Annotated in this window: 31 protein-coding genes; 9 read left to right on the forward strand and 22 right to left on the reverse strand. The window is 41.1% G+C overall.

Annotated features, from left to right (window positions below; translation table 11 throughout):
* Window positions 1-201: 201 nt before the first annotated feature.
* Together AAYR28_RS09845 and AAYR28_RS09850 are read left to right on the forward strand one after the other, a co-directional pair.
* Window positions 202-603 (forward strand): hypothetical protein, encoded by a 402-nt coding sequence (locus AAYR28_RS09845; protein WP_024422714.1) that lies wholly within the window; start codon window positions 202-204, stop codon window positions 601-603.
* A 15-nt stretch (window positions 604-618) separates the two neighbouring features.
* Window positions 619-1,581, forward strand: a complete 963-nt coding sequence (locus AAYR28_RS09850; protein ID WP_034280534.1) for a CgeB family protein — start codon at window positions 619-621, stop codon at window positions 1,579-1,581.
* A gap of 29 nt (window positions 1,582-1,610) precedes the next feature.
* Here AAYR28_RS09850 and AAYR28_RS09855 read toward each other — a convergent pair whose 3' ends face one another.
* A complete protein-coding gene (locus tag AAYR28_RS09855) occupies window positions 1,611-2,333 on the reverse strand; it encodes a cytidylyltransferase domain-containing protein (protein ID WP_061109258.1) in 723 nt (240 codons plus the stop codon).
* Between the two features lie 246 nt (window positions 2,334-2,579).
* On the opposite strand from AAYR28_RS09855, the gene AAYR28_RS09860 reads away from it, so the two are divergent.
* Window positions 2,580-3,608 (forward strand): SDR family NAD(P)-dependent oxidoreductase, encoded by a 1,029-nt coding sequence (locus AAYR28_RS09860; RefSeq protein ID WP_061109259.1) that lies wholly within the window; start codon window positions 2,580-2,582, stop codon window positions 3,606-3,608.
* 51 nt (window positions 3,609-3,659) lie between these two features.
* Here the strand turns inward: AAYR28_RS09860 and msrB are convergent, their stop codons facing one another.
* Together msrB and msrA are read right to left on the reverse strand one after the other, a co-directional pair.
* The gene (gene msrB, locus AAYR28_RS09865; protein WP_061109260.1) at window positions 3,660-4,091 is read right to left on the reverse strand and encodes a peptide-methionine (R)-S-oxide reductase MsrB; all 432 of its coding nucleotides are present in this window, start codon (window positions 4,089-4,091) and stop codon (window positions 3,660-3,662) included.
* Complete coding sequence (gene msrA, locus AAYR28_RS09870) at window positions 4,091-4,624, reverse strand: peptide-methionine (S)-S-oxide reductase MsrA (RefSeq protein WP_024422720.1); 534 nt, start codon at window positions 4,622-4,624, stop codon at window positions 4,091-4,093. Before msrA ends, msrB begins: the two co-directional genes overlap by 1 nt.
* 138 nt (window positions 4,625-4,762) lie before the next feature.
* Here msrA and AAYR28_RS09875 point away from each other — a divergent pair, with 138 nt between their 5' ends.
* The 3 genes from AAYR28_RS09875 (at window position 4,763) to AAYR28_RS09885 (ending at window position 6,295) form a co-directional block, all read left to right on the forward strand.
* Complete coding sequence (locus AAYR28_RS09875) at window positions 4,763-5,194, forward strand: MarR family transcriptional regulator (RefSeq protein ID WP_007500780.1); 432 nt, start codon at window positions 4,763-4,765, stop codon at window positions 5,192-5,194.
* Window positions 5,195-5,248: 54 nt separating this feature from the next.
* Window positions 5,249-5,509: a hypothetical protein gene (locus AAYR28_RS09880; RefSeq protein ID WP_061109261.1), complete on the forward strand. Its 261-nt coding sequence runs from the start codon at window positions 5,249-5,251 to the stop codon at window positions 5,507-5,509.
* Between the two features lie 69 nt (window positions 5,510-5,578).
* Window positions 5,579-6,295, forward strand: a complete 717-nt coding sequence (locus tag AAYR28_RS09885; protein ID WP_235046713.1) for a DUF4397 domain-containing protein — start codon at window positions 5,579-5,581, stop codon at window positions 6,293-6,295.
* Window positions 6,296-6,327: 32 nt separating this feature from the next.
* Here AAYR28_RS09885 and ypmT read toward each other — a convergent pair whose 3' ends face one another.
* The 7 genes from ypmT to ilvA form a co-directional block, all read right to left on the reverse strand.
* The gene (ypmT, locus tag AAYR28_RS09890; protein WP_024422723.1) at window positions 6,328-6,525 is read right to left on the reverse strand and encodes a protein YpmT; all 198 of its coding nucleotides are present in this window, start codon (window positions 6,523-6,525) and stop codon (window positions 6,328-6,330) included.
* Between the two features lie 24 nt (window positions 6,526-6,549).
* Window positions 6,550-7,116, reverse strand: coding sequence for a YpmS family protein (locus tag AAYR28_RS09895; RefSeq protein ID WP_024422724.1), 567 nt, complete (start codon window positions 7,114-7,116; stop codon window positions 6,550-6,552).
* A 10-nt stretch (window positions 7,117-7,126) separates the two neighbouring features.
* Window positions 7,127-7,888: an SGNH/GDSL hydrolase family protein gene (locus AAYR28_RS09900; protein WP_259455928.1), complete on the reverse strand. Its 762-nt coding sequence runs from the start codon at window positions 7,886-7,888 to the stop codon at window positions 7,127-7,129.
* Window positions 7,889-7,957: 69 nt separating this feature from the next.
* Window positions 7,958-8,548 (reverse strand): SCO family protein, encoded by a 591-nt coding sequence (locus AAYR28_RS09905; protein ID WP_034280525.1) that lies wholly within the window; start codon window positions 8,546-8,548, stop codon window positions 7,958-7,960.
* A 23-nt stretch (window positions 8,549-8,571) separates the two neighbouring features.
* Entirely contained in the window at window positions 8,572-9,414 is an 843-nt protein-coding gene (locus AAYR28_RS09910) for a DegV family protein (RefSeq protein ID WP_024422727.1), read from the reverse strand.
* Between the two features lie 187 nt (window positions 9,415-9,601).
* Window positions 9,602-9,853 (reverse strand): YpmP family protein, encoded by a 252-nt coding sequence (locus AAYR28_RS09915; protein ID WP_024428147.1) that lies wholly within the window; start codon window positions 9,851-9,853, stop codon window positions 9,602-9,604.
* Window positions 9,854-9,889: 36 nt separating this feature from the next.
* Window positions 9,890-11,158: a threonine ammonia-lyase IlvA gene (ilvA, locus tag AAYR28_RS09920; protein WP_024428146.1), complete on the reverse strand. Its 1,269-nt coding sequence runs from the start codon at window positions 11,156-11,158 to the stop codon at window positions 9,890-9,892.
* Window positions 11,159-11,339: 181 nt separating this feature from the next.
* On the opposite strand from ilvA, the gene AAYR28_RS09925 reads away from it, so the two are divergent.
* Window positions 11,340-12,308 carry a sigma 54-interacting transcriptional regulator gene (locus AAYR28_RS09925; protein ID WP_024428145.1) on the forward strand — a complete coding sequence of 323 codons (969 nt, stop codon included), beginning with the start codon at window positions 11,340-11,342 and terminating at the stop codon, window positions 12,306-12,308.
* 14 nt (window positions 12,309-12,322) lie between these two features.
* Window positions 12,323-12,961 (forward strand): PAQR family membrane homeostasis protein TrhA, encoded by a 639-nt coding sequence (gene trhA, locus AAYR28_RS09930; protein ID WP_024428144.1) that lies wholly within the window; start codon window positions 12,323-12,325, stop codon window positions 12,959-12,961.
* Between the two features lie 41 nt (window positions 12,962-13,002).
* Here the strand turns inward: trhA and AAYR28_RS09935 are convergent, their stop codons facing one another.
* From AAYR28_RS09935 to AAYR28_RS09990, 12 genes are all read right to left on the reverse strand, one after another.
* A complete protein-coding gene (locus AAYR28_RS09935; protein ID WP_024428143.1) occupies window positions 13,003-13,626 on the reverse strand; it encodes a lysophospholipid acyltransferase family protein in 624 nt (207 codons plus the stop codon).
* 19 nt (window positions 13,627-13,645) lie between these two features.
* The gene (gene folA, locus AAYR28_RS09940; protein ID WP_024428142.1) at window positions 13,646-14,131 is read right to left on the reverse strand and encodes a type 3 dihydrofolate reductase; all 486 of its coding nucleotides are present in this window, start codon (window positions 14,129-14,131) and stop codon (window positions 13,646-13,648) included.
* A complete protein-coding gene (locus AAYR28_RS09945) occupies window positions 14,128-14,922 on the reverse strand; it encodes a thymidylate synthase (RefSeq protein WP_024428141.1) in 795 nt (264 codons plus the stop codon). Before AAYR28_RS09945 ends, folA begins: the two co-directional genes overlap by 4 nt.
* Before the next feature lie 103 nt (window positions 14,923-15,025).
* Window positions 15,026-15,553, reverse strand: a complete 528-nt coding sequence (locus tag AAYR28_RS09950; RefSeq protein WP_024428140.1) for a phosphatidylglycerophosphatase A family protein — start codon at window positions 15,551-15,553, stop codon at window positions 15,026-15,028.
* A gap of 18 nt (window positions 15,554-15,571) precedes the next feature.
* Entirely contained in the window at window positions 15,572-16,189 is a 618-nt protein-coding gene (locus tag AAYR28_RS09955) for a YpjP family protein (protein WP_024428139.1), read from the reverse strand.
* Between the two features lie 298 nt (window positions 16,190-16,487).
* Window positions 16,488-17,276: a class I SAM-dependent methyltransferase gene (locus AAYR28_RS09960; protein ID WP_024428138.1), complete on the reverse strand. Its 789-nt coding sequence runs from the start codon at window positions 17,274-17,276 to the stop codon at window positions 16,488-16,490.
* A gap of 66 nt (window positions 17,277-17,342) precedes the next feature.
* Window positions 17,343-17,777, reverse strand: coding sequence for a BrxA/BrxB family bacilliredoxin (locus AAYR28_RS09965; protein ID WP_024422738.1), 435 nt, complete (start codon window positions 17,775-17,777; stop codon window positions 17,343-17,345).
* Window positions 17,778-17,858: 81 nt separating this feature from the next.
* Window positions 17,859-19,535, reverse strand: coding sequence for a dihydroxy-acid dehydratase (ilvD, locus tag AAYR28_RS09970; RefSeq protein WP_024422739.1), 1,677 nt, complete (start codon window positions 19,533-19,535; stop codon window positions 17,859-17,861).
* A 307-nt stretch (window positions 19,536-19,842) separates the two neighbouring features.
* Window positions 19,843-20,979, reverse strand: coding sequence for a conserved virulence factor C family protein (locus AAYR28_RS09975; protein ID WP_120208112.1), 1,137 nt, complete (start codon window positions 20,977-20,979; stop codon window positions 19,843-19,845).
* 30 nt (window positions 20,980-21,009) lie between these two features.
* Window positions 21,010-21,621 carry an HD domain-containing protein gene (locus tag AAYR28_RS09980; RefSeq protein WP_259455929.1) on the reverse strand — a complete coding sequence of 204 codons (612 nt, stop codon included), beginning with the start codon at window positions 21,619-21,621 and terminating at the stop codon, window positions 21,010-21,012.
* Window positions 21,622-21,634: 13 nt separating this feature from the next.
* Window positions 21,635-22,117 (reverse strand): glutathione peroxidase, encoded by a 483-nt coding sequence (locus AAYR28_RS09985; RefSeq protein WP_024428135.1) that lies wholly within the window; start codon window positions 22,115-22,117, stop codon window positions 21,635-21,637.
* A 74-nt stretch (window positions 22,118-22,191) separates the two neighbouring features.
* Window positions 22,192-23,874 carry a formate--tetrahydrofolate ligase gene (locus tag AAYR28_RS09990; protein WP_120208116.1) on the reverse strand — a complete coding sequence of 561 codons (1,683 nt, stop codon included), beginning with the start codon at window positions 23,872-23,874 and terminating at the stop codon, window positions 22,192-22,194.
* A 139-nt stretch (window positions 23,875-24,013) separates the two neighbouring features.
* On the opposite strand from AAYR28_RS09990, the gene metA reads away from it, so the two are divergent.
* Complete coding sequence (metA, locus tag AAYR28_RS09995; protein ID WP_024428133.1) at window positions 24,014-24,922, forward strand: homoserine O-acetyltransferase MetA; 909 nt, start codon at window positions 24,014-24,016, stop codon at window positions 24,920-24,922.
* Window positions 24,923-24,960: the final 38 nt, after the last annotated feature.

Here is a 24,960-nt window from a genome sequence, read left to right on the forward strand (position 1 = left end):
ATCCCTCTCTCTTCACATTTAATCTTTACTAGAGTATGAGCGTCACTTCATTTAGCCTCAGCATTTGAAAACATTTTTAAAAATGTGTGAAGTGATTAAATGAAAAAAAGATCAGGAATCAGCGTTCTGCTTATGCCAAAAAAAAAGAACGGCATATACATAGGGGTGAGTTTGAATTGATGAAGAAAGGATGGGGAAAAAATGAGCGAAAAGCGTGCTGAATTAAAAAAGGAACTATTGAAAGTGTTTTTCAAACCAATTACTCATGCATTAACAGCTAATCTCGAAGAAGGAGGAGTTCAAATGGAAGAAAAATTGAACGATTTATTAAGTGAAGTGGCAGCTGAGGCATCACCTTCAGATTCTGCTACAACACTCGATGTATCTCAGCCAGCAAGATGGATCTTTGCAAGACTTGCACCAGGAACAGTCATTAGCATTGTCACTGACTCAGGAGATTTAATTGGGCCAGTTCAATTTGTATCATTCGATGCTTCAACAGGCGTTGTATTTGTTACACAAGAAAGCTCTGTCACACCTACAGGCTCAGCAACGACTCTATTAGATGTAGATAAAGTTGAAAGTGTTACATTCACATCTTAATGTGAGAGGATCATCATGAAGCTTCTTTATATCAGTTCTGGCTACGGCGGAATCTATCACATGTTTGATCAATGGGTAGAAGAAAGCTTCATTGATTCCCCCTTTTCATGTGTAAAGATTGATAGAGAATCTCTACCCACGAACATGCACAAAATCCGGACATTTTCTCCGGATTTTGTTTTGATAATGATCGGTGATCATGTTCCGAAAGATGTACTTCATCAATTCAAACAAGAAAAAATCCCGATTGTTCTTTGGATGACAGAAGATCCCTTTTATACAGATGTGTCAGCTGCTTGCGCACATGAAGCTCAGCTTATATTAACGATTGATGAAGGGGTTTTGCCATTTTATAAACAATTAGGCGCTGATCATACGCACTACTTTCCCATTCCGGCAAATACACGTGTCTTTCAGAAAAATGAATCGCCAGAAGAGATGTGCACGTATGACATTGCACTCATTGGCTACCCTTATCCCAACCGCATCAAAGCCATCGATACACTCTTGCAGCAAAACAAATGGCGTATTCTCGTTGCAGGTAAGGAATGGCACCGTCACTTAAACAAATCACGGAGACATTATCGTGATTTCACACTGATAACGAATTGGCTGAGTCCTCAGCAAATGGCGGACATCTATCAGCAGACAGCAATTGTCCTGAATCCGCATAGGCCGGCTCAATTTGCGTATAACAAAAACAAAGCCATGATTCAAAATATGAGCCTCAATAACAGAGCATTTGACATTGCTGCAACTGGGAGTTTTCAATTGACGGATCTACCTCCGCCGCCTGCTTTTTCAAGCTTTGCTTTTTACAAAGATGAGGACGATTTGATAGAACAGGTTGAATACTATGGATCAAATGCAGGTGAAAGAAAGGCGGCCGCACTGAACAACTACGAGCAAACCGTTCGCTGGAATACATTTGATACGATGCCACAAAGGCTTTATGACATTGTAAAAAGCGCCCTATAACTGGGCGCTTTTTCTCATTGAATGCCAGCTTATGCATGATCTTCCGCATCTCGGTGAGCTAATAAGATTTTCTCTGCCTCTTTCCGGTCTGCCTCCTGTTTCACCACAAGCGACCGCGTGCGATCCATCATATATGCTCCGACAGATCCTTCTAAAAAGGAATGAATGCATTCTTTTGCATAATGAGCATGAAAAGCATATACCGCACCATTTAGCCGGCCATACGTATATGGCTGCTCATGCTTTGGCATGAAAAAGTAATGATTGTCCTTATATAAAGTAGCTTCATTGTTTTCATGCAGTGTCCAAGTTTCATTTGGGTTTTCTAACGCCTCTGTAAAAGATGCGGTGCAGTCATATCCCCCTTCCACTAAAAGCTGCAAGCACTTCTCGATATCTGCCGGCTGTCTTAGAGGAGACGATGGATGCAGATACAGCACAATATCAAAGGTTTTACCCTCCCGCTCTAAATAAGCAAGCGCATGCTTCACAGCTAACAGTGACGGCGTTTGTTCTGTCACATGTGTGCTTGGCAGTTCAATCACATTTGCTCCGTAGTGAGATGAAATGATTTGCGTATTGACATCCTCTGAGGAGACGATGACTTCATCTAATTCAATCATTTGCAGTAACGGCTGAATGGTCCAATAGATAAGCGGCCTCTCTGCCAATATGCGTATGTGTTCATCATGCTGGCTGTCGTGACTTCTAAATGCAGGTATCATGGCTAAAATACGATTTCCCCTATACATGTCTTATCTTCTCCCCTCGCGCACAGCTCCCTTACCATTTTCTTCCCGAGCTGACCGCAGTACTGAAGTATTCAGGTCTCTCGTTTTTCTAGTTGATCTCTTATCTCTCCATATTCTATTAAGACGACTAGCAGATGGTTATAATTTGTTCACCTAATTTATGCATGAAGTGGTTCTTTTCCTCAAACGAATGCCGCTCTTTCACATATGATGCAAAGTAGAGAAATGAGAGTTGGGGGATTAGATATGTCCAAACAGATAGAAACGACTTTGAAGACCTTTTTTCGTGACAAAACGATATTGGTTACAGGCGGTACGGGGTCAATCGGCCGGCAAATCGTGAATAAATTAACAAGTTGCTCTCCAAAGAAGATAATCGTCTTCAGTAAAGATGACAGCAAACAATACATGATGAAAAATGAGTACGCAGAACATCCAGAAGTCGTATTCGCTTTAGGAGATGTCCGGGATGCAAGCCGCGTGAGACAGCTCGTCAAGGGTGTGGATATCATTTTCCATGCAGCGGCCTTAAAACAAGTACCCACTTGTGAAGATAATCCGTTCGAAGCCGTTCAAACGAATATCATCGGCGGACAGCACGTCATTGAAGCCGCCCTCGAACATGAAGTGAGTCATGTCGTCAACATTTCAACTGACAAAGCGGTTTCTCCGACGAATGCTATGGGTGCAACAAAATTGATTTCAGAAAAACTATTTTTCCAAGCAAACGAAAGTATTCCGAATCAAAAAACCAGGTTTTGCTCTGTACGCTTTGGCAATGTGCTTGGATCTAGAGGTTCCGTTATTCCGATCATGCTCCAGCAGCTATTAAATGAAAAACCTTTGACCGTGACTGATCCTCATATGACACGTTTTTTTATGTCTATTGAAGAGGCTGTTTCCCTCACACTTCAAGCAGCAATTATGATGAAAGGCGGCGAAACCTTCATTCTCAAGATGGAGTCCTTACAGCTTGCCGATCTCCTAAAAGCGTTTCACGAATATGCCGCTCAAATCAATGCTAAATCTCCAGATGTTCTTGTAGTCGGAAAAAGACCTGGCGAAAAGCTTCACGAGGAGCTCACATTCCCGCACGAAGCAGATGCACTGTTTGAACATGAACAATTTTATGCCATTTTACCAAGACCACATTTGCACCCTGCCTTTCAAAAAGTCGACTTAACGAATTACACCTCAAAAGAAGCACCGCTCATTACAAAAGAAAAGCTGTTCCACATCATCGAACAATTACATCATACACATCATAAAAAATAAAAAATCGTCACACGGAAGCAGCTGCTTTCCATGTGACGATTTTTAGATGGATCAATCAAATAGATGTTTCAAATTCCCGTAGCCTTCTTTTTCAAGATCATCCTTTGGGATAAACTTTAAAGCGGCTGAGTTAATACAATACCGAAGACCGTTTGGCCCTGGGCCATCAGGGAAAACATGACCTAGATGAGAATCAGCTGTTTTACTGCGAACCTCTGTCCGCACCATTCCATGACTCGTATCAACCTTCTCTGCTACTTCTTCCTCTTCAAGCGGTTTTGTAAAACTTGGCCATCCGCAGTGGGCATCAAACTTATCTAAAGAAGAAAAAAGCGGCTTTCCTGAAATGATATCCACATAGATACCTTCTTCTTTATGATCCCAAAATTCATTTTGAAATGGCGGTTCCGTGCCATTATTTTGCGTGACTTCGTACTGCATGCGGTTTAATTCTTTTATACGCTTTTCTTTTTCATTTGCCATTATTTATCACTCCAATGGGACTCAATAAAACCGGCTCTGCCCGAACCGACATGATATCGTTCGTAGTGCATTTTGTTTTTCTTATAATAATGCTGATGATATTCCTCTGCTGGATAAAAAGGACCTGCGTCTAAAATTTCTGTAACGATTGGCTTTTTGAAAATCCCGCTTTGGCTCAGCTGCTCTTTCGATGCTTCTGCTAGCTTTCGCTGCTCGTCATGATGAACATAAATACCTGTACGGTAAGATTCCCCTCTATCGCCAAATTGCCCCCCATCGTCTGTTGGGTCTATTTGCTGCCAATACAGCTCTAGCAGCTTCTCATATGGGAACACGTCAGGATCAAACGTGATTTGAACCGCTTCTCTATGTCCCGTTGTATTTGTACATACTTCCTCATAGGTCGGATTCACTGTATGTCCGCCAGTATACCCTGATTCAACTTTGATAATGCCCGGCTGTTCATCAAAAGGTTTAACCATACACCAGAAGCAGCCTCCTGCAAATGTGGCTAATTCTTGTTTTTCAGACATATTAGTGCCCCCTTCATTTAAAAAATGGTATCATCATATTATAACATGATAAAAAATAATGAAAATGATACGACTTGTATACCTAAAATAAAAGAAAGCATTCTGTCGTATCTTTAAAATATAATGGGGGTTTAATGATTGGAACAAAGAAAACAAATGATGTACGAAATGGACACTTTACTGAGAACCGTATTTAAGCAGATCCGTTATGAAATTAACAGCCTGCTCGAAAACGAATTATCTCGGAATGAATTTCTTATTTTAAATCTGCTCCGTGAGCAAGGTGCAAAAAAAGTAACGGAATTCGCTTCCATTCTTGGAGTGTCAGCAAGTCATATTACCGCTGTGACTGACACACTCGTAGAAAAAGGCTGGATCACCCGTATCCGCTCAAAAGAGGACCGCCGCATCATCAAAATCCACTTAACCGATAAGGGTAAGGAAATTACTGAGCATTTTGAGAAAAAGAAAACCGAATACTTTATGGAGCGATTTGAATCATTTGATGACGAAGAACTAAAAACAATGATCAAATTATTTAAAAAGCTGGATAAAAGTCAAAAGGATTAAGCATAGATTTTAGCGCTCAGGACATGCTACGGATAAAAAGAGGTGGAACAAACCATGACAAGCCCTTATCTTTGTCCAAACTGTAAAACAAACAGAACGCGCTTTAATCTCATTGAGCAACTTTCAGAACCTGTAAAGCTTGATCCAGCAACAGGAGCAGTTGTTGAAAGATACGAAGGAGAACAGCTGTCTCCTTTTCACTTGAGCTATCAAGGTCCTCAAATAAAAGTCCAGTGCGGTGTTTGTGGTTTAATTGAGGATGAAAAAACGTTCATTAAACTAGCTGAATATCATCAATATTCTTCTCCTTCTTAACATGCCGGCCTGACGGAAAACGTCAGGCTTTTTTCTATGCTTCTTTTGCCTATACAGATCGTCTTTTTCATGCATACGCTACAAAAAACACCATTGCATGAGAAAGAAGGGATTGATGACATGCAGCAGCTCTTTTATCATGACTTTCCATATCGGCCATTCGCTGACACCTACGAGCATCTTCAAAGCAGCCCTTCATCAAAAGCCTTTATTCGATTATTTCACGCTGCACCAGATCTCAGTGAGCTCGCTGTTTATGTGAACCGGAAGCAGATAATGAAACCAATGCCTTACAGCCATTTGACCGCTTATATGGAGTGGGATGAGGGAATGTATGAAATAGAAGTGTTCAAACTGGCTACAAATGAGAGAATTCTTCATTCCCGCATTCGATTTAAGAGCGGCGAGGTCTACACATTATGTATCACAGGTGCCCGTGCAGGCTTTGCACTCTTGACTGAGCAGCAGGCTACTTTGATCAAACAAGAAGACCTGTCAGCACTTACATTTGTACAGCTGTCTCCGGACCTTCCTTCTATAGATATATACGAACGAGACCATGGGGTTATATCGAAGGAGCTTGATTATGTAAACAGCACCCACATTCATCATTTCTCCCCGAACAAATATCATTTTGAATTGAAAGCCGCCGGCACTCAAAGTGTACTGCTTGATATCCCAAAAGTTCATCTGCAAACAAAGCGTGCATACCTGATTCTGCTTCATGGTTTTGCTAACGGAGATCCTGAACTTATGGCAAAGGTGGTCTTGTCTCGGCAATTATAAAAAAGAGCCTTTCCTAAAGTGGAAAAGGCTCCTTACGAGACATCTTCAGCTTTTTCTTGCTTTTGAAAATCAAAAGCAAGAATCATCGTGCCTAGAAATAATGCACAGTAGGCAATATTTAAGTAAAACTGATCGATATTTTCTGCTTTTAAAGCATTGGCAGCTGTTATGCCAAAGTACGCAGCAAATAAAAACGACAGTAAACTAAAATATTGATAGACTCGCTTCATGATTTCACTCCTGACTCACACGTTCTATTGCTTTGGATGATAATATGAGAATTCAATTTCATCGTTCTGCAGATCAATTTTATTTGCTTTCACATACATATCATTCGTCAGCGGCATTTCTGAAAGACGCACTTCAACCGTTTTTTGATCCGGTTTTACATGAACGAACTCTGGCAGCTCATAGAACTGACCCATGTAGCTTAAAACAAAACTAATCGGAATGCTCAATTGTCCAATTGAAAAGTCATCCACTTTCAAAAGCACATCACCATTATCTTCAACAGTTGGCGTAAATGAGACGTTTGCATCAATCGTTGAAGAGAAAGCTTTAATTGCGCCTGTTACTTTCACATCTTGATCGATTGCTACATGAAAGTCTGGCATATCATTTGATCCTTGATTTTTCAAATAATCATTCACAAAGCTGGTGAGTGATTCCTTTGAGCTGGATATATTAAAAGCATATTCGCTTTTCACTTCTTTGGTTGAAGCGGATTGACCGCCTGGCAGCAGCATCAAAATACCGCAGCCAATCACAATCAATAGATTGATTGCAAGTAAAATAAAAAATAAGCTTTTCCATTTTTTCATCTGTTTCACCCTATTCCTTCGGCAGTCCTTCTTTTTTCACTTCGGAGAATAAACGATTTGCCATAAGAGAGTACCCCTTTTGGTTTGGGTGGAAATCATCTTCTGCCAGTAATTTTTCATCAGAACCTTCTTCAAATAAATCTGCTACATTGATCATATCCGCATTGCCGTCTTTTTTGAGTTCCTTTTTGGCAGCGGCATTCCAGTCTTGAACGACTTGATCAATATCTCGCAGCTCAGACAAACTGAATTTAAAAGGATTGTACATGCTGACATACATGATTTTCGCATGGTCATTCTGTTCTCTCAGTTGAGCAAGAATGGTTTTAAAGCGCTCTTCAAAAGGACCTTGCTCTTTTTGAAAAGGAGCAAACGTCAAATTAAGCACATTTTGACGGACAACATGCATGAGATCATTCCCGCCGATCGTAAAGAAAATATAGTCAGCGTCTTTCAGTCCGTCCTGCACCTTTTTTTCTTTTAATCTTTTTAATAAATCTACTGTTCTACTGCCTTTAATGGCATAGTTTTTTAATGTGACAGACTGCACGCCGTCCACTGCTTCTATCTTGTCACGGGTTATGCCTGCATAGCCTTTTTTATCTTGATCTCCGATTCCTTCTGTTAAGGAATCTCCAACCGCTGCGATGGTAATATGTTCTTTTACTTTTGGTGTGTCTTCTAGTTTATCCTTTATGCCAGCCTCTTGCGCGGAACATGCAGAAAGAACAAAAGCTAGAGACATCACAATCAAAATCAAACGAGCCTTCAAACGATGATGTCCCTCCTTTTTCTGATTAAAAAAGTGTATCATGTTTTCGCCCATTTGAACATCCTTATGCTAGCTTCGGTTCAGCGTTTTGATGTCCTTGATGATATCATCATAAGGTGTGTTTTGCACGCCATCATAATTTTTCATCACTTTCCCATCTTGATTGACAAGAAAAAACAGAGACTGATGAATCACTTGGTCTTCATCTTCAGGTTTTTTTACAATGGTTTTAAAGCTTTTCATTGCGAATTTTTCAATTTCTGACTGTGAATACCCAGTGAGAAAATCCCAATTTTTAAAGGACAATGGATAGGCTTTTGCAAATTCCTTTAGCTTTTTCGGTGAATCGACCTCTGGGTCCACGCTAAAGGAAATGATATGCGCATCCAATTTTTCTTCTTTTAACCGTTTTTGCAGCTCTGTCATATGAGCAGTCATCGGCGGACAAATCGTTTCACAGCTTGTGAAAATAAAATCAGCTACCCATACTTTCCCCTTCAAATCATCCAATGACACCTTTTGGCCATCTTGGTTTTCAAACTCAAACGGCTCTATTTGATAATTTAAAGCATCCTTGATTTGCCCATTTGAACATGAGACTAAAAGAAGCACGCTTATCGTCATAAGCGCACCAAGTAAGGCTCCCCTTTTTCTATACATGATATGTCCATCCCCTTTTTCTATCAATCGGTATAAAAAGTAAAGCCTATTGCGCCCTTTCCGGTATGACAAGAAATAATCGGTGTTGTGTAGGCGATGTCAATCAGTGCTTCAGGTGTGTGGTCAAGTAGCGCTTTTTTTAGCTTTTCAGCGAGTTCTAATGCATCTGCATGTGCGATCCCAATGGCTTGAACTGTTTTTCCCTTCACCGCCTGTACATACTGTTTTGTCAGATGGCGGACAAGCGCAGAGTAGCTTCTCACATTCGCTTCTGGCGTATATACCCCGTCTGTCAAGCTGGCAATTGGTTTGATGTGAAGAAGTGAGCCGATCAGCGCCTTTCCTCTTCCGATTCTGCCGCCTTTGACGAGATTTTCTAATGTATCGATCGTGACATATAGCTTTGTTTGATGACGGATTTTATCTAATTCTGTGATAATATCTTCACGGCTTGCACCCTTTTTGGCTAGTTCTGCTGCTTTGATGACTTGAAATCCTAATCCATAGGAAATAAAATTCGAATCAATCACCGTGATATTTCCATCTACCATTTTCGAAGCGCTTTCAGCAGTTTGAACAGTACCGCTCATACCACCAGTTAAATGGATACTGATCACTTCGCTTCCATCTGCCGTCAGCTTTTCATATAATTCGACGAATTGACCGATCGCAGGTTGAGACGTTTTCGGCAGTTCCTCAGCAGCCTCCATTTTTTCAATAAATTCATCTGGCTGTATATTCACCCGGTCAATATAATCAACTCCAGAAATGGAGATATTGAGCGGAATCACGTGAATGGAAAGATCATTGATTTTTTCTTGCGGAAGGTCCACAGTTGAATCTGTTACAATTTTAATTTGTTTCACTATCGTCTCATCCTTGCTGTCTTAGTCTTTACTTATGATATTACCTTATTTCCTGCACACTTGAAAACAACTGACCTAACGTTTTTGAAATTGTCACATTTTCTTCTTGTCAAGAAAAAAATCCTTGCCAAACTGAGCAGCGGCCACTTCAAAATGGCTGCTTACCCCTTTTGACAAAGATTCCTGCTTACGCATTGTGTTTCAGTGTAGGCTCCTGATAGATCTGTTCATATGTGCTCCACTTGACGTTACGTTTCACATCCTCTCTGAAAGAGTACACAGTTCTCTTTCCTTTAGATACATAGACTTTTTTCAAGAAAGCTTCAAGTCTAAATGTGAGCATGAAACGATACGTCTCATCTCCCTTTAGAACAGGGACTTCTGTTACCTTGATCTGAGCTCCATCCATCCGTCTAAAACATATTGTTTTGAGCAGCACAAACGATCAATCCTCTTTTCCAATTATCTGTTAAGCCTAAATAAATAGGTGGAATAAATCTTGATCTTTATTCACTTCAACATAGTGAAAGCCTTTTCTATCCATCCGCTCAATCAGCGCTGCATAGTCATCTCTTTCTTTCAATTCGATGCCGACTAGCGCAGGACCTTTGCTTCGGTTATTCTTTTTCGTATATTCAAAGCGTGAGATATCGTCATTTGGCCCTAACACTTCATCTAAAAATTCACGAAGCGCTCCTGCTCTTTGCGGAAAATTGACAATAAAGTAATGTTGAAGCCCTTCATAGATCATCGAGCGTTCTTTGATTTCCTGCATTCTGCCGATGTCATTATTTCCTCCACTGACAATACAGACAACATTTTTCCCTTTGATCTCCTCGCGATGAGCATCTAATGCTGCGATTGGCAATGCGCCTGCCGGTTCTGCTACAATCGCACATTGATTATACAGCTCTAAAATCGTTGTACACACTTTCCCTTCGGGTACAAGACTGATTTTATCGACAACAGACTGAAGCGATGTAAACGTCTTTTCGCCAATCCGCTGAACCGCTGCTCCGTCTACAAACTTATCAATCGAATCAAGTGTCACAACCTCGCCCTTCTCATGCGAGGCATGCAGTGAAGCTGCGCCAAGCGGTTCGACTGCAATGATTTCGGTTTCTGGTGAGATATTTTTGATATATGTACCAACACCAGATAACAGACCTCCACCTCCGACACTTGCAAATAAAAAGTGAGGCTCCACTTCGATATCATTTAAGATTTCGACAGCAGTCGTTCCTTGTCCTGCCATCACATCCAGATCATCAAACGGATGGATAAATTCGCGCTTCTCTTCATCTCCGCATTTTACGGCTTCATGATACGAATCATCAAACGTATCTCCGGTTAAGATAATTTCAACATATTCTTTTCCGAACAGCTCCACTTGTGATACTTTTTGCCTTGGCGTCGTAGCAGGCATAAAGATTTTCCCGTGGATGCCTAAATATTTACAAGAATAGGCAACACCCTGTGCGTGATTTCCTGCACTTGCACAGACAATGCCATTTTCTAGTTTATCTTTTGGAAGCTGGCTCATTTTATTAAAAGCGCCTCTTAATTTAAAGGAACGAACTACTTGAAGATCCTCTCTTTTTAAGTAGACATTACATTCATATCGTTCAGAAAGTCGCTCATTTTTTTGAAGTGGTGTATGAATGACTACATCCTTCAAATTTTGATGGGCTTTTAAGATGTCTTTCACTTGAATTAGCGTATTTTCTTTGAGCAACGGTTTCATGTACAAGATCCTTTCTCTTTAACCTTATTTAATTTGTCATTATAACATGAATATTCAAAAAATAAACCAATAGATCATGGATCCATCATAAATTTTATAAACTTTTTCGTTTTCCTGTACATTTGTTTTAATTGGGTGTTACAATTGAACCAATTAGAACCACAAAGAAAGGAATCACCCAATGGCCACTCAATCATTCGCATCTATCTATGGTGATCATCAAGATATCAAGCATGCAATTCATCTGGCAAAACAATTTTCGAAAAACGAACAGCCGGTCTTGATAACAGGAGACATCGGCACAGGCAAAACGCTATTCGCCCAAGAAATGGCGAACGTATCTGTTCCACACGCATCACTGACACACATGTATTGCCCCATCTTGAATGAAGAAACCTTACAGAAAGCCTTCATAGAAAAAAACAATCAAATTCTTTATTTAGATGAAATCGGTGCATTAAGTATTTCTATGCAGCACCAGGTCATTCACTTTCTAGAAACGTCACCTGCAACAAAAGTAATCGCTTCTTCGTCTTTATCAATAGAGGCACTCAGGGTTTCTTCTACCTTTTTACCCGAGCTGTTTTATCGTCTGAATGTTCTTCATTTGGCCCTTCCAGCTTTAGCCGAACGAAAAACAGATATTCCTGTGTTAACAAATGCTTTCTTTCAAAAGCTGAACATGGCACCTGATATTGATCCAAGTGTTTGGGAAGCCTTGCAGCAGTATCCATTTGAAGGAAATGTCCAAGAACTCAAAAATATTGTTCATTACGCTGCGTCCATACTCGAGGGCCACACGGTATTTTTACATCATTTACCGCCCTTTGTGTTAGCACCTCTTCCCTCAGCCGTGAAAGGTAAAAAGGAAGAACACCAGCTTACACTAATGGAAAAACAAGAATTTGTTTTCTTGCTGGAAGCCATTAAATCTCTCAATGAAAAAGGAGAAGCAGCCAGCAGGCGCATCTTATCTGAATTAAGCAAACAAGGAGATATCCCGCTGACCCCTCAGCAGGTGCGAAACCGCTTAGATGATCTTGAGAAAAAAGCATACGTGACGAAAGGAAAAGGCAGGGCCGGAACGAAGATTACACTTGAAGGTCTTTCATTCCTGAAGTCGCTTGATGGTTATATACCGGTTCAATAAAAGGAGGACATCCATTGTTTACTGTAAAAGAAGAAATTGCGAACGCCATTACACATGGCATTGGTGTTATTTTATCCATCCCAGCCATTGTGTTTCTCGTCTTATTCGCTGTTCAATACGGCACTGTCACAGACATTATCAGCTTTTCGATATTTGGTGCATCCATGCTGCTGCTTTATTTAAGCTCAACCCTGCTTCATAGCATTCGGCACAAAAAAACAAAAGATATTTTTGAAATCCTCGACCACTCGGCTATTTATGTATTGATTGCTGGTACATATACACCCTTTTTACTTGGACCACTAAAAGGTGCACTCGGCTATACGCTCCTTGCCATTGTATGGGCGCTTGCTGCTGGTGGGATTGTCTTTAAAATCTTTTTCGTCAAACGCTTTATTATCGTATCTACCCTTGTCTATTTATTAATGGGCTGGATGATCATCATCGCCATCAAACCGCTTTATATCCAATTAACAGGTGCAGGATTTGGCCTCTTACTGTTAGGCGGCATATTATATTCAGTCGGAACCATCTTTTATATTTGGCGGAAAATTCCCTATCATCATGCGATTTGGCACAGCTTTGTTCTTGGCGGCAGCGCATCGATGTTCTTCTGTATTTTATTCTATTGCGTAAACATTCCTGCTGCATAGAATGAAAAAACCAGCATCCACTATTCGGATGCTGGTTTTTTCTATGCACGTTTTTGTGCGTAATCACTGATCATGACAGGAGCTTTAATATGAATATCGACATTAACAGGACGCAGTCTTTTCACGATCTTCCCAGTTAAAAGACGATCCGTTCCGCTAGTTTCAATTGGTACAAGCGGACAATCGTATTCTTCAGCAAGCGCCTCTGCAATATGACGATACGCTTCTGAAAGCAATAGACTCTGCCCAGACACGATTCTTTCCTTTGCTTCTTCTAATAAGACCTCATCCGTTTGATTCTGATGGATAACCGCCATTTTTTTGAGCCATTGTTTTAAAATCGGATACCGAAAGAGCTTCGGCTTTGCCATGAAAGCAAATGGCTTCTCAAGGTGGCCGATCAATAATGTCGTTGTGACTGGATTCAGCTCTTTTGTGACATAAATAACCGGGCCATCTGGCAGCTTCTTTTGCTGATGAATGGTCATGACTGATCCTGATTGATCAATACATCCCCGGGAAAACCTTTTTACATGCTCATGAATGAGATGCATTCGTTTCGTATAGGAAATGCGTGGATCCGTTAATTCATGATCGTACAAATGCCTCATACTTTTTAAAAAGGATACAACAACATAAATCGTTAAAAACCAATAACGAAACAACCGTACTCCTCCTACTCACTTATCCTTTTTTGTCATATACGACAAATTCATAATTGTAGGGGTTCTTTTCGTCACGATGGCCTTTTTCGCGTGATACAATCGTCCATTCATCTTCATTGTAATACGGGAAATAGCGGTCTCCTTCAAACGCATGGTGAATGTGCGTGATATAGAGACGATCAGCATATGGCATCATTTCTTCATACAGCTTAGACCCGCCAATGATAAATAGCTCTGTCTCGCTTTCCCCAATTGCCAAAATATCAGCAATTGAATGAACAACCTCGCATCCTTCTGCTTTAAAAGAAGAACTTGTGGTCAGCACAATATTTCGGCGGTTAGGCAGCGCTCGTCCAATGGATTCAAAGGTTTTTCTGCCCATGACAATCGTGTGACCGCCTGTGACTTTTTTAAAATACGCTAAATCTGCTGGTAAATGCCAAGGCATTTGATTATCTAGACCAATGACTCTGTCTTCTCCTGTCGCCGCAATCATGGAAATCATACACTGACTTCTCCTTTTATATGCGGATGCGGATCATAGTTCTCAAGCACAAAATCATCAAACGTAAAATCAAAAATGCTCTTTACATCTCTTGTAATACGAAGCGTAGGAAGCGTGCGTTCCTCGCGCTCTAGCTGCATTTTCACCTGTGGAAGATGATTTTGATAAATATGAGCATCTCCGAGTGTGTGAATAAACTCTCCTGGCTCAAGATTTGTGACTTTGGCAATCATCATCGTTAGAAGGGCATATGAAGCAATATTAAATGGCACGCCTAAAAAGATATCTGCCGATCTTTGATATAGCTGGCAGGAAAGCTTCCCGTTTGATACGTAAAATTGAAATAGACAATGACAAGGAGGCAGCGCCATTTGATCAATTTCCCCCGGGTTCCAAGCGCTGACGATCAGTCGTCTTGAATTCGGGTTGTGCTCAATATCATGAATCAGCTTTGTGATCTGATCCACTGTCTCGCCGTCTCCGCTCGCCCATGATCTCCACTGTGCACCGTATACACGGCCCAGCTCTCCATTTTCATCTGCCCATTCGTTCCAAATGCGGACACCATTTTCTTGAAGATATTTGACATTTGTATCACCTTTTAAAAACCAAAGCAACTCATGAATGATCGATTTCAGGTGTAATTTCTTTGTGGTTAAAAGAGGAAATCCTTCCTGTAAATCAAATCTCATCTGGTAACCGAACGTGCTGATTGTACCTGTACCCGTTCTGTCACCTTTTTCATCCCCGTGCTGTAATACATGACGGCATAACTCTTTGTATTGTTTCATTTTTTTCATCCTTTATTTATGTTCTTGTTGTAGTTTACCTTATTTCGGCTTTTCTTGAAACCAAAAAAACATGCCTGCATGATGAGCAGACATGTTTTTCTTTTTATGCTTGATTCACTCGTTCCTGCTCTTCATCCTTAATATCTTGGTGTGAGTGAGCAATGCGGCTTGCAGCTGCTGCGGCAAGTGCAGCGACTAGGTCATCAAGGAAAGTATGCACTTCACCTGGACGGCCTTCATCTAATTCACGAATAATACCAAATTTCTCTTTATCTAAATAACCGAAGTTGGTCAAACCGATTGATCCATATACATTGACAATGGAAAGCGGAATAATCTCATCAATTCCATATAGCGGCTCATCTGTTTCAACTAAGTGCTGTAAAGGTTCTGGCAAGAGCTTTTTTTCTGCCAGCTGATCAAGGGCAAGTCCTGTTAAAACTGCATGGACAATTTCTCTTTTATTCAGCACTTTTTCAACATTTTCAATACAGACACTAAGTGGAAGGTTTGGATGATATTTTTCTTGGAGCTTCAGCACAATGTGTGCGATATCTTCAATTTTCACTCCGCGATCATTTAACATTTGTTTTGTAATCTGCACCATTTCGTTCATTGTATATTTTTTCAATTGGCATGACATCTCCTTCTAGTGGCTCATCCAGCTCGGCGGGGTGTTTTTGTCCCAGTAAATATTACCGAGTTCGTGATGCGTCTGGAATCCATCTTCTGCTGTATGGTAATGAAAGTTAAACCAATATCCGCTGTGAGGCGGCTGATCTCTTCTGACATGAAAACGGAGCAAATCTTCTCCGGTCTTGCGGTTGTAAATGTGGAAGATTTTTTCGCCATTTCCGCTTGAAGGCTGATCAGTTAAAACAACATCTTGAAATTTTTCGTCATCTTTGAAATTTGTTAAATAGTCAGTTAACACTTGTTCAATCTTCGGCTGAATCTCTTCTCTGTACTCGTCCTCAATGACAGGTGTGATTTTACGGCCAAATTTGAGAAAGGATTGATTTTCTGCACTTGACAGCACCTCTTGCTTATATTGCTCAAAGGGATCTAACTGTTCTTTGCTTTCCTCTTGCGTTAGTTCCCAGCTGCGCATTTCATCTGATGTATCATAAACAGCTGTATAAGGCGTTTTATCAGATGAAGAAAGTTCAGAGGGCTTGTCTGTCATCAAAGCCGACGGAGGAGAGACTAAACCAAAAGTTGCAATTGTAAAGAGCGCAACAAGCGTTTTTCTCATCCACATCTTCATGATATCTAATTCCTTCCATAAGTTATCATACTGCTATTCTAGCATATAATGAATTTTCAGTCATTCAATTTGGTCACCGATTTGAGACTTTCTTTTTCATAATAAAACGTTTACAATGGCAGTAATGACGACTAAAATTTGGGAGGAATGGGTATGCTTGAAGGGTTTTTTATTACGGCTTCCTTGCTGACATTATTTTATTTTGTCTATATGGAGATTACAGATTAAAAGCCCTGAATAAGGGCTTTTTTAGATGATTGACAAGGAATTAAAAAGAATTGTCTGCACACCTGAACCTTTAGCGAGGGCTTTTTTCTTTCTCAATATATCCATAATGAAATTGGGCTGTTTTTCGTTTTAAAACGTGAAATTGATAGGATTCTGCTAGAAATCGGGTGCTTTTCCAATGATCTTTTAAAACCACTCTTTTTCTCGCCACTCTCAGCGCTTCTTGGACGGCTGTTTCGTGGTCAAAGTGGTGCTCTGCCGCATGACGGAGCGGTGCGATACTTGAAGATTCTTGAATCGTCTCCTCAAACATCGGGTCAAAATAGACGACATCAAATGATTCATCAGAGAGCTTTTTTAGCTGCTCGATACTGTCTCCACTTACAACAGATATCCGGTTCATCGCTTCATCTGCCTCTCTTACCCCTGTCTCCCATGTGTTTAATCCTTCTCGCACTAGCAATGCTGTCATCGGATTCTTTTCGATACCGACGACCCTTCCATTCGCACCTACTCGCAGGCTTGCTGTAATGGCATCTGATCCTAGGCCAAGCGTACAATCTAAAAAGGAATCGCCCGGCTGAAGCTGCGTGGCTTCGATTAAAGGATCCTTTTCCCCGCGCATGAGCCGCTTCACCCTGAACATCGCTGAGCTTGGATGGAAGAAAAACTTTTCACCATTTGGCTGATACCATTCAAATCTTTCTTTCCCCACAACAAGGACATCTCCTCGTTTCATCGCAAGCTGCTTGACGGATTGTTTGCGCCTTTCTACATACTCACCATGTAAATCCTCTGCAAGGGCTTTTGCTGTTTCAATTGTTTGTTCATTTGCTCTAAAGCTTGTTGTGATAAGCATGCGGTTCCTCCATCATGATCAAGAAAAAATGCCCTGACTTGATCACAGGACATTTCAACATGTGTATTAGCAATGTTTTTCAAATGCAGATAAGACGTTGTTCATGATGTCTTCCATTTCATGACCTTCAATCTCGTCACGCGGAATAAAATGAACGAGTTCATTTCCTTTTAAAAGTGCCATAGATGGAGACGATGGCTCTTCGCCTGTGAAGTATTCTCTCATTTTTGCCGTTGCTTCCCTGTCCTGACCAGCAAAAACTGTGACAATTCGATCTGGAGTTTTTTCTGCCTTCATCACAGCTTGAGTAGCAGCTGGGCGTGCTAAGCCGGCAGCGCACCCGCATACAGAATTAACAACTACAAATGTCGTTCCTTCTGCTTCTTGCATCGTTTGTTCTACTTCTTCTTCCGTTGTTAGTTCTTGAAATCCTGCACTTGTCAGCTCTTGACGCATCGGTACAACGAGCTGGCGCATGTATTCTTCATATGCCATTGACATAAAAAAGCCCCCTCTATAATCCTTATGTTGTGAATAAAGGATACTATAGAGAGAGCCAATTTTCAAATGTTCGATATCAGATTAAATTTTCATGATTCCGCCTGTATTGGCTGATGTCACAAGTTTTGAATATCTAGCAAGATAACCCGTTTTTACTTTTGGCTCAAAGCCTTTCCAGTTTGCTTTTCTTCTTTCCCATTCTTCCTCTGGAACATCTACGCTTAAAATGCGCTGTTCGATATCGACAACGACATGGTCACCATTTTCAACAAATGCAAGCGGGCCGCCCTCAGCTGCCTCTGGAGAGACGTGCCCAATAGACAATCCGCGAGAAGCGCCGGAAAAACGTCCGTCTGTAATTAAAGCAACCTTTGGTCCAAGTCCCATGCCGACGATTTGTGAAGTAGGTGCAAGCATTTCAGGCATGCCAGGTCCGCCTTTAGGTCCTTCGTAGCGAATGATGACAACATGTCCTGCTTCTACTTTTCTATTAATGATACCTTCAAGGGCTTCTTCCTGGGATTCAAATACGATCGCAGGCCCCTCGTGGCGTGTGATCCCGTCTTGTACCCCGCCCGTTTTAATGATGGCTCCATCTGGCGCAAGGTTTCCAAATAAAACGGCTAAGCCGCCTTTTTCAGTAAATGGCTTGTCAATTGGATAAATGACGTTATAATCTTTTACCTCATGCCCCGCAATGTTCTCGCCAAGCGTTTTCGCAGTGACAGTCATTGTATCTAAATGAAGAGCTCCTTCTTTTTTAGACAATTCATTTAGTGCCGCTGTAACACCGCCTGCTTCATGTAAATCCTCAATATAAACGTCTGAAGCTGGAGCAAGTTTTGATAAATGAGGCACACGTTCTGCTACTTCATTGATACGTTCAAGTGAATATTCAACACCTGCTTCATTCGCAATTGCCAATGTGTGAAGAACGGTATTGGTTGAACCACCAAGTGCCATATCTAATGCAAATGCATTATCAATTGCTTTTTCAGTGACAATATCCCGTGGTTTAATATCTTTTTTGATGAGCTCCATGAGTTGTTTTGCAGACTTCTTCGCAAATTCTCTTCGTTCTGGTGATGTCGCCAAAATCGTTCCATTTCCAGGAAGAGCGATCCCGAGTGCTTCCGCTAAACAGTTCATTGAGTTAGCTGTAAACATACCTGAACAAGATCCGCAGGTTGGACAGCCAAACTGCTCTAATTCATTTAACTCCTCTTCATTGATTTTACCTGACTGGTATGCACCAACGCCTTCAAATACAGAAGAAAGAGAAATTTTTCTGCCGTCACTTGTTCTACCCGCTTCCATCGGTCCCCCGCTCACAAAGACAGTCGGGATATTCACGCGCATCGCTGCCATCATCATTCCTGGTGTGATTTTATCGCAGTTAGGAATACAAACCATTCCATCAAACCAATGAGCAGATACAACGGTTTCTACAGAGTCCGCAATGATTTCACGGCTTGGCAATGAATATCTCATCCCGATATGACCCATGGCAATTCCATCATCGACGCCAATCGTATTGAATTCAAATGGCACTCCGCCAGCTTCACGAATGGCTTCCTTCACAATCTTCCCGAATTCCTGAAGATGGACATGTCCTGGGACAATATCAATATAGGAATTACATACGGCAATAAATGGCTTGCCGAAATCCTCATCCTTTACCCCCGCCGCTCTTAGTAAGCTTCGGTGAGGTGCTCTGTCGATTCCTTGTTTAATCATGTTACTGCGTAGTTCTGCCATCTGTTTAAAAAGCCTCCTATACTACAAGTCTTGTTGACTGCATGATTTTGAGTTGATTTTATTTTACAAATTTTCTGTTTATTTAGCCACCTATGAATGACCGATGACTAACATGGCTGCTGAAGCAAGCGCTCAGCAAGGTTCGTGTCATAAAATCTGACCTCCAATATTCTATATTGGTACTACTATATAGAGTTTTTTCGCATATTTCAACAATATTCAAAATAATTTTTCTAAAAAAATTTTTCTGTCTATCATTTTTAGAAAAACAAGCTGCTTTTCATTGGCAGCTTGTTCATCTTTCTCATCATTCTGATGCATTCTTTCTACTTTCTGTCATTTGCTTCCATACAGAGCCTTTTGCTTCTTCTCCATGCTCAATGCGCTCAATCGCCATTTTCACTTGAAGACTGACTTCAAACTCAGGGTCTTGCTCTGCTTCTTTTAATGCTTCAAGTGCCGTTTCGTCCCCTTCTTCATAAAGAAACATAGCTGCACGCCAGCGGACGAGCTTACTCGGGTCCTTTAATGCTGCGATCATGGCTTCGCTAGCACTCGGGTCACCAAGGTCAGAAATACAGTCACCAGCCGTTCTGCGGACCGTCACTGTTTTGTCTTCGAGCCCTTTATATAAAATAGGCAGAATGGCAGGATCTTCAATCATGCCAGCATTCACAACGGCTTGTCTGCGAATAGACGTTTTAGGATCCTCCATTGCTTTCGTTAAAACAGGTATATCCTTTAGCTCTGGCTGCATTTGCTCTAAATGGGCAAAACGTTTTTTCCAATCTTCCTCTTGCAGCATGTCTTCTGTTACATCATATGCCTTTCGGTTCACCTGTCTATCTACAGCTTCCTGCCCTTCTTTCACTGCCTCTGTTAAGCGGGCTAAACGCTCATCATCATAGGCTGCTTGCAGCTCCTCTGTGACTTCCTCACCGATATCAGCAAATTCTCCAAAACGAACGCCGTGTTCTTTCCACACACGTTCAAACACGACATTGTCTGAGCTGCTTCTAAGCTTTAAAATGGCTGCTTGAAAACGTTCAGGCATGCCAAACCGCTCTTCTCTTTCACCGTCTGACAGTTTGACCTGCATTGGAATCCCATTAAACATTTGGACAAACACTTTCACTTCACCAAATGTGTCATCGCCTGACTGCGATCCTTCCTGAAGACCTTCTGTTTCTTGTCCAAAGGCTTCTCTAACCTGTTGTAAAATACCCTGCCAGTCAAACTTTGCATTTCGCTCAACCGCTAAGAAATCTGCAACATGATAAACCCCTTTTACACCTTCAATGCTTAAAATACGCTTGATCATTTCTGGCGCTTCGTCTTTTTGATCCTTTTTGTAGTTGTTGCTTTTACCGCCGGCAAGTGCTTCTGTCAAAATCACCTTCATGGTATTCGGACTTGGCGTTGGTTCTATAGCTGTTATTTTCATTGATATATCCTCCTTACACACATAAAGACCCTACTCATCTGTAAGGCCGCATTCTTCTTTCCACTTCTTGATAAATAAACTCATCAATTCATGCCGCTCATCAGCAAGCTGCTTTCCTGCATGAGTGTTCATCAAGTCTTTTAATTTGAGTAGTTTTTCTTCCATATGCTTTAGCACAGAGCCCTGCTGCATGTCCTCTGTATAATGGGGCTCACCTGTTGCGCCAGCATACGTAAACACTCTAGCGATACCGCTTGCTCCTATCGCATCCAGCCTATCGGCATCTTGAACAATGGCCCCCTCTAACGTCATTGGCCTAAACTGCTTATGCCGATGACGAAAAGACATCGTTGTAATGATGTCCATGATATAGCGGACATCCCGCGTGTCCAATTCCCACAAAAGGAGCTGGTTCTCAAGCTGCTTTTCAGTGACCTTCCATTCACTTGACAGCTTTTCATCAATGACATCATGTACAATCGCTACCATCTCGATGATAAATAGAGAGCCGCCTTCCTGATTTGCAATACGGACGGCAAGCTGGCGCACACGAGCAACATGAGCCGCATCGTGTCCAGTCGGTTCATCCTTCAGCCTGTCTGAAACAAAGGAGGCAGCTGCCTCCAATTGTTTTCGCTGCATGACTGTCAGCATCTTATTTGTTGAGCAGAGCGATGATTGAGCTTTCTAATTCTTTTGGTGGTGTTTTCGGCGAGAATCGTTCAATAACTTCTCCGTCTTGGTCCACGATAAATTTTGTGAAATTCCATTTCACTGTTTTTGTCCCAAGCACACCTTTCGCTTGACTTGTTAAATGCTTGAACAGCGGGTGCGCCTCTTCGCCATTGACATCTACTTTCGCAAACATAGGGAAGGTCACTCCATAATTCAAAGAACAGAATTCTTGAATGGCTTCTTCTCCTTCTGGCTCTTGGTTCATAAATTGGTTACACGGAAATCCTAAAATTTCAAGGCCCTTTTCATGATATTGATCATATAACTCTTGTAATTGTTTAAATTGAGGAGTCAGCCCACATTTGCTTGCTGTATTTACAATAATGAGCACTTTTCCTTTATAATCTGCCATCGATTGTTCCTGACCGTTAATGGTCTTGACCTGAATATCATAAATTGACATCTCATAGCCTCCTAGGATTCACTTTTTCCTATCGTAACATGCTTCTTTTAGAAAATCGCTTTTTATGCTCCCGTTTAAAAGAGTCCTGTTACACTGCCGTCTTCTAATAAATCCATTTCAAGAGCCGCGGGTTTTTTAGGTAATCCAGGCATTGTTAAAATGCTTCCGGTTAAGGCTACAATAAACCCTGCTCCTACAGACGGCTTTAACTCTCGAATCGTAATGGTAAAGCCTTTAGGTCTGCCGATTAAAGCTGGATCATCCGAAAGAGAATATTGTGTTTTTGCCATACAAACCGGTAAATGAGCCCAGCCGTTTTCTTCAATGGCAGCCAGCTGCCTTCTTGCTTTAGTTGTAAGCGTGACCCCATCTGCCCCGTAAACCACTTTGGCCACTTTAGATAACTTTTCTTCGATGGAATCATTCTCTTCATACAAATAGGTAAAGTTGTTCTTTTTCTTTTCAATGAGTGCTGCTAGTTCCTCGGCAAGAGCTGTCCCGCCTTCGCCTCCTTCTTCCCATACATTCACGGCTTTGACTGGATGGCCATGTTTCTCGCACCAATCTTCTATCGCTTGAATCTCTTCTTTTGTATCCGTTATAAACCGGTTTACCGCCACAATATATGGAAGACCAAAAGCTTGCACGGTTTCAATATGCTTTTCTAAATTATGTATACCTTCTATTACGGCGTGTGCATTCTCTTCTTTGAGTTCGGTTTTCTTCATTCCGCCATGCATCTTTAATGCTCTCACTGTCGCCACAATGACAACTGCACCAGGTTTGAAATCACCAGCTCTTGTTTTAATGTGGAGGAATTTTTCTGCTCCAAGATCTGCTCCGAATCCTGCTTCTGTTACGACATAATCAGCTAATTTAGCTGCCATTTTGGTTGCAATTAAACTATTGCATCCATGTGCAATATTAGCAAAAGGACCGCCATGGACAAGGGCTGGGGTTCCTTCAATCGTTTGAACAAGGTTTGGTTTGAGTGCATCTTTTAAAAGTAGCGTCAGAACACCTTCATATCCAAGTGCTCCCACTGTGACTGGCTCGCCTTCTTGATTATAGGCAACAACAATAGAAGAAAGACGTTTTTTTAAGTCGTTTAAGTCTTCTGCTAAACAGAGGATCGCCATCATTTCGGAAGCCACTGTAATATCAAATCCGTCTTCTCTAGGATACCCATTTAACTGACCGCCAAGTCCGACAACGACCTGTCTTAATGCACGATCGTTTAAATCAAGCACCCGCTTCCACACAATGCGCCGCGTGTCGATGCCGAGTTCATTTCCGTGATGGATATGGTTATCAATAAATGCAGATAAGGCGTTATGTGCAGATGTAATGGCATGAAAATCCCCTGTGAAATGAAGATTGATTTCTTCCATTGGCAGCACCTGTGAATATCCTCCGCCCGCTGCACCGCCTTTAATTCCCATTGTAGGACCTAATGATGGCTCACGCATCGCAATGATCGCTTTTTTGCCAATTTTTTCGAAGGCTTGACCAAGGCCGACTGTTACCGTGGATTTCCCCTCACCTGCTGGCGTAGGGTTAATTGAAGTGACAAGAATCACGTGTCCTTCTTTTTGTTTCTTTAAACGGTCAAAAATAGTCAAAGATATTTTCGCTTTTGTGAAACCATAGCATTCTAATTCTTCGTCATGTATTTGCAGCTTTGCTGCGATGTCTTGAATCGGTCTCAGCTTAGCCTTTTGGGCAATGTCAATATCAGATAAATGCTTTGTGATCATAACAAAATGGCCTCCTTTTTTTACAGAAACAGCATTCTTTTTTGCTCTAATTTTCATTGTAACATAATTGAAACATTGAAATATCGCCAGAAAGTTCCTATAATGAAGTGAAATTAGCTTTGGTTCAGGGGGTGGCGAGTTGCCTATTAACATACCAGTTCATCTGCCGGCAAAACAAATACTAGAGAGCGAAAATATTTTCGTCATGGATGAGACAAGGGCATTCAAGCAAGATATCCGTCCTTTGAATATCGTGATCTTAAATTTAATGCCAAAAAAAATACAAACTGAAACGCAGCTGCTGAGAATGCTCGGAAATTCTCCTTTACAAGTGTACTTCACGTTTTTGATTCCAAGTACACATACACCGAAGAATACGTCGAGAGAGCATCTAGATGAATTTTATACGACCTTTGAATCGATCCGCCATAAAAAATTTGATGGAATGATCATCACTGGCGCACCAATTGAGCACTTACCTTTTGAAGAAGTTTCTTATTGGAAAGAGCTGCAGGACATTTTGGACTGGAGTAAAACCAATGTAACGTCTACCCTTCATATTTGCTGGGGTGCACAGGCAGGTTTATATCACCATTACGGGATTGAAAAAATCAAGCTTCCCGAGAAAAAATTTGGTGTATTTGAGCATATTGTGAAAGAGAAAAAAGAAAGATTAGTCAGAGGTTTTGATGAAGTATACTATGTCCCACATTCTAGGCATACAGATATTAATACAGAACAATTAAAAAACACGCCGAATTTGAAAGTCTTGAGTATGTCTGAAGAAGCGGGTGTTTGTTTAATTGTTTCAGATGATGATAAACAAGTATTTTTAACTGGACATCCTGAATATGATACAGATACATTGATGCAGGAATATGAAAGAGATTTGTTGAAACATGATACAGTCCAAAAACCTGTCCACTATTTTATAGAAGATGGTGACACATTAATCCCAGTAAATCGCTGGAAAGCCCATGCAACCTTATTGTTTATGAATTGGCTAAATTATTATGTTTATCAAGAAACACCATACGTTTGGGAATAAAATAGACTGTGGTCTGATGATAAATCGTCAAAATGTGT

Origin of the sequence: Bacillus safensis (assembly GCF_039619585.1) — a bacterium.
Lineage (GTDB): Bacteria > Bacillota > Bacilli > Bacillales > Bacillaceae > Bacillus > Bacillus safensis.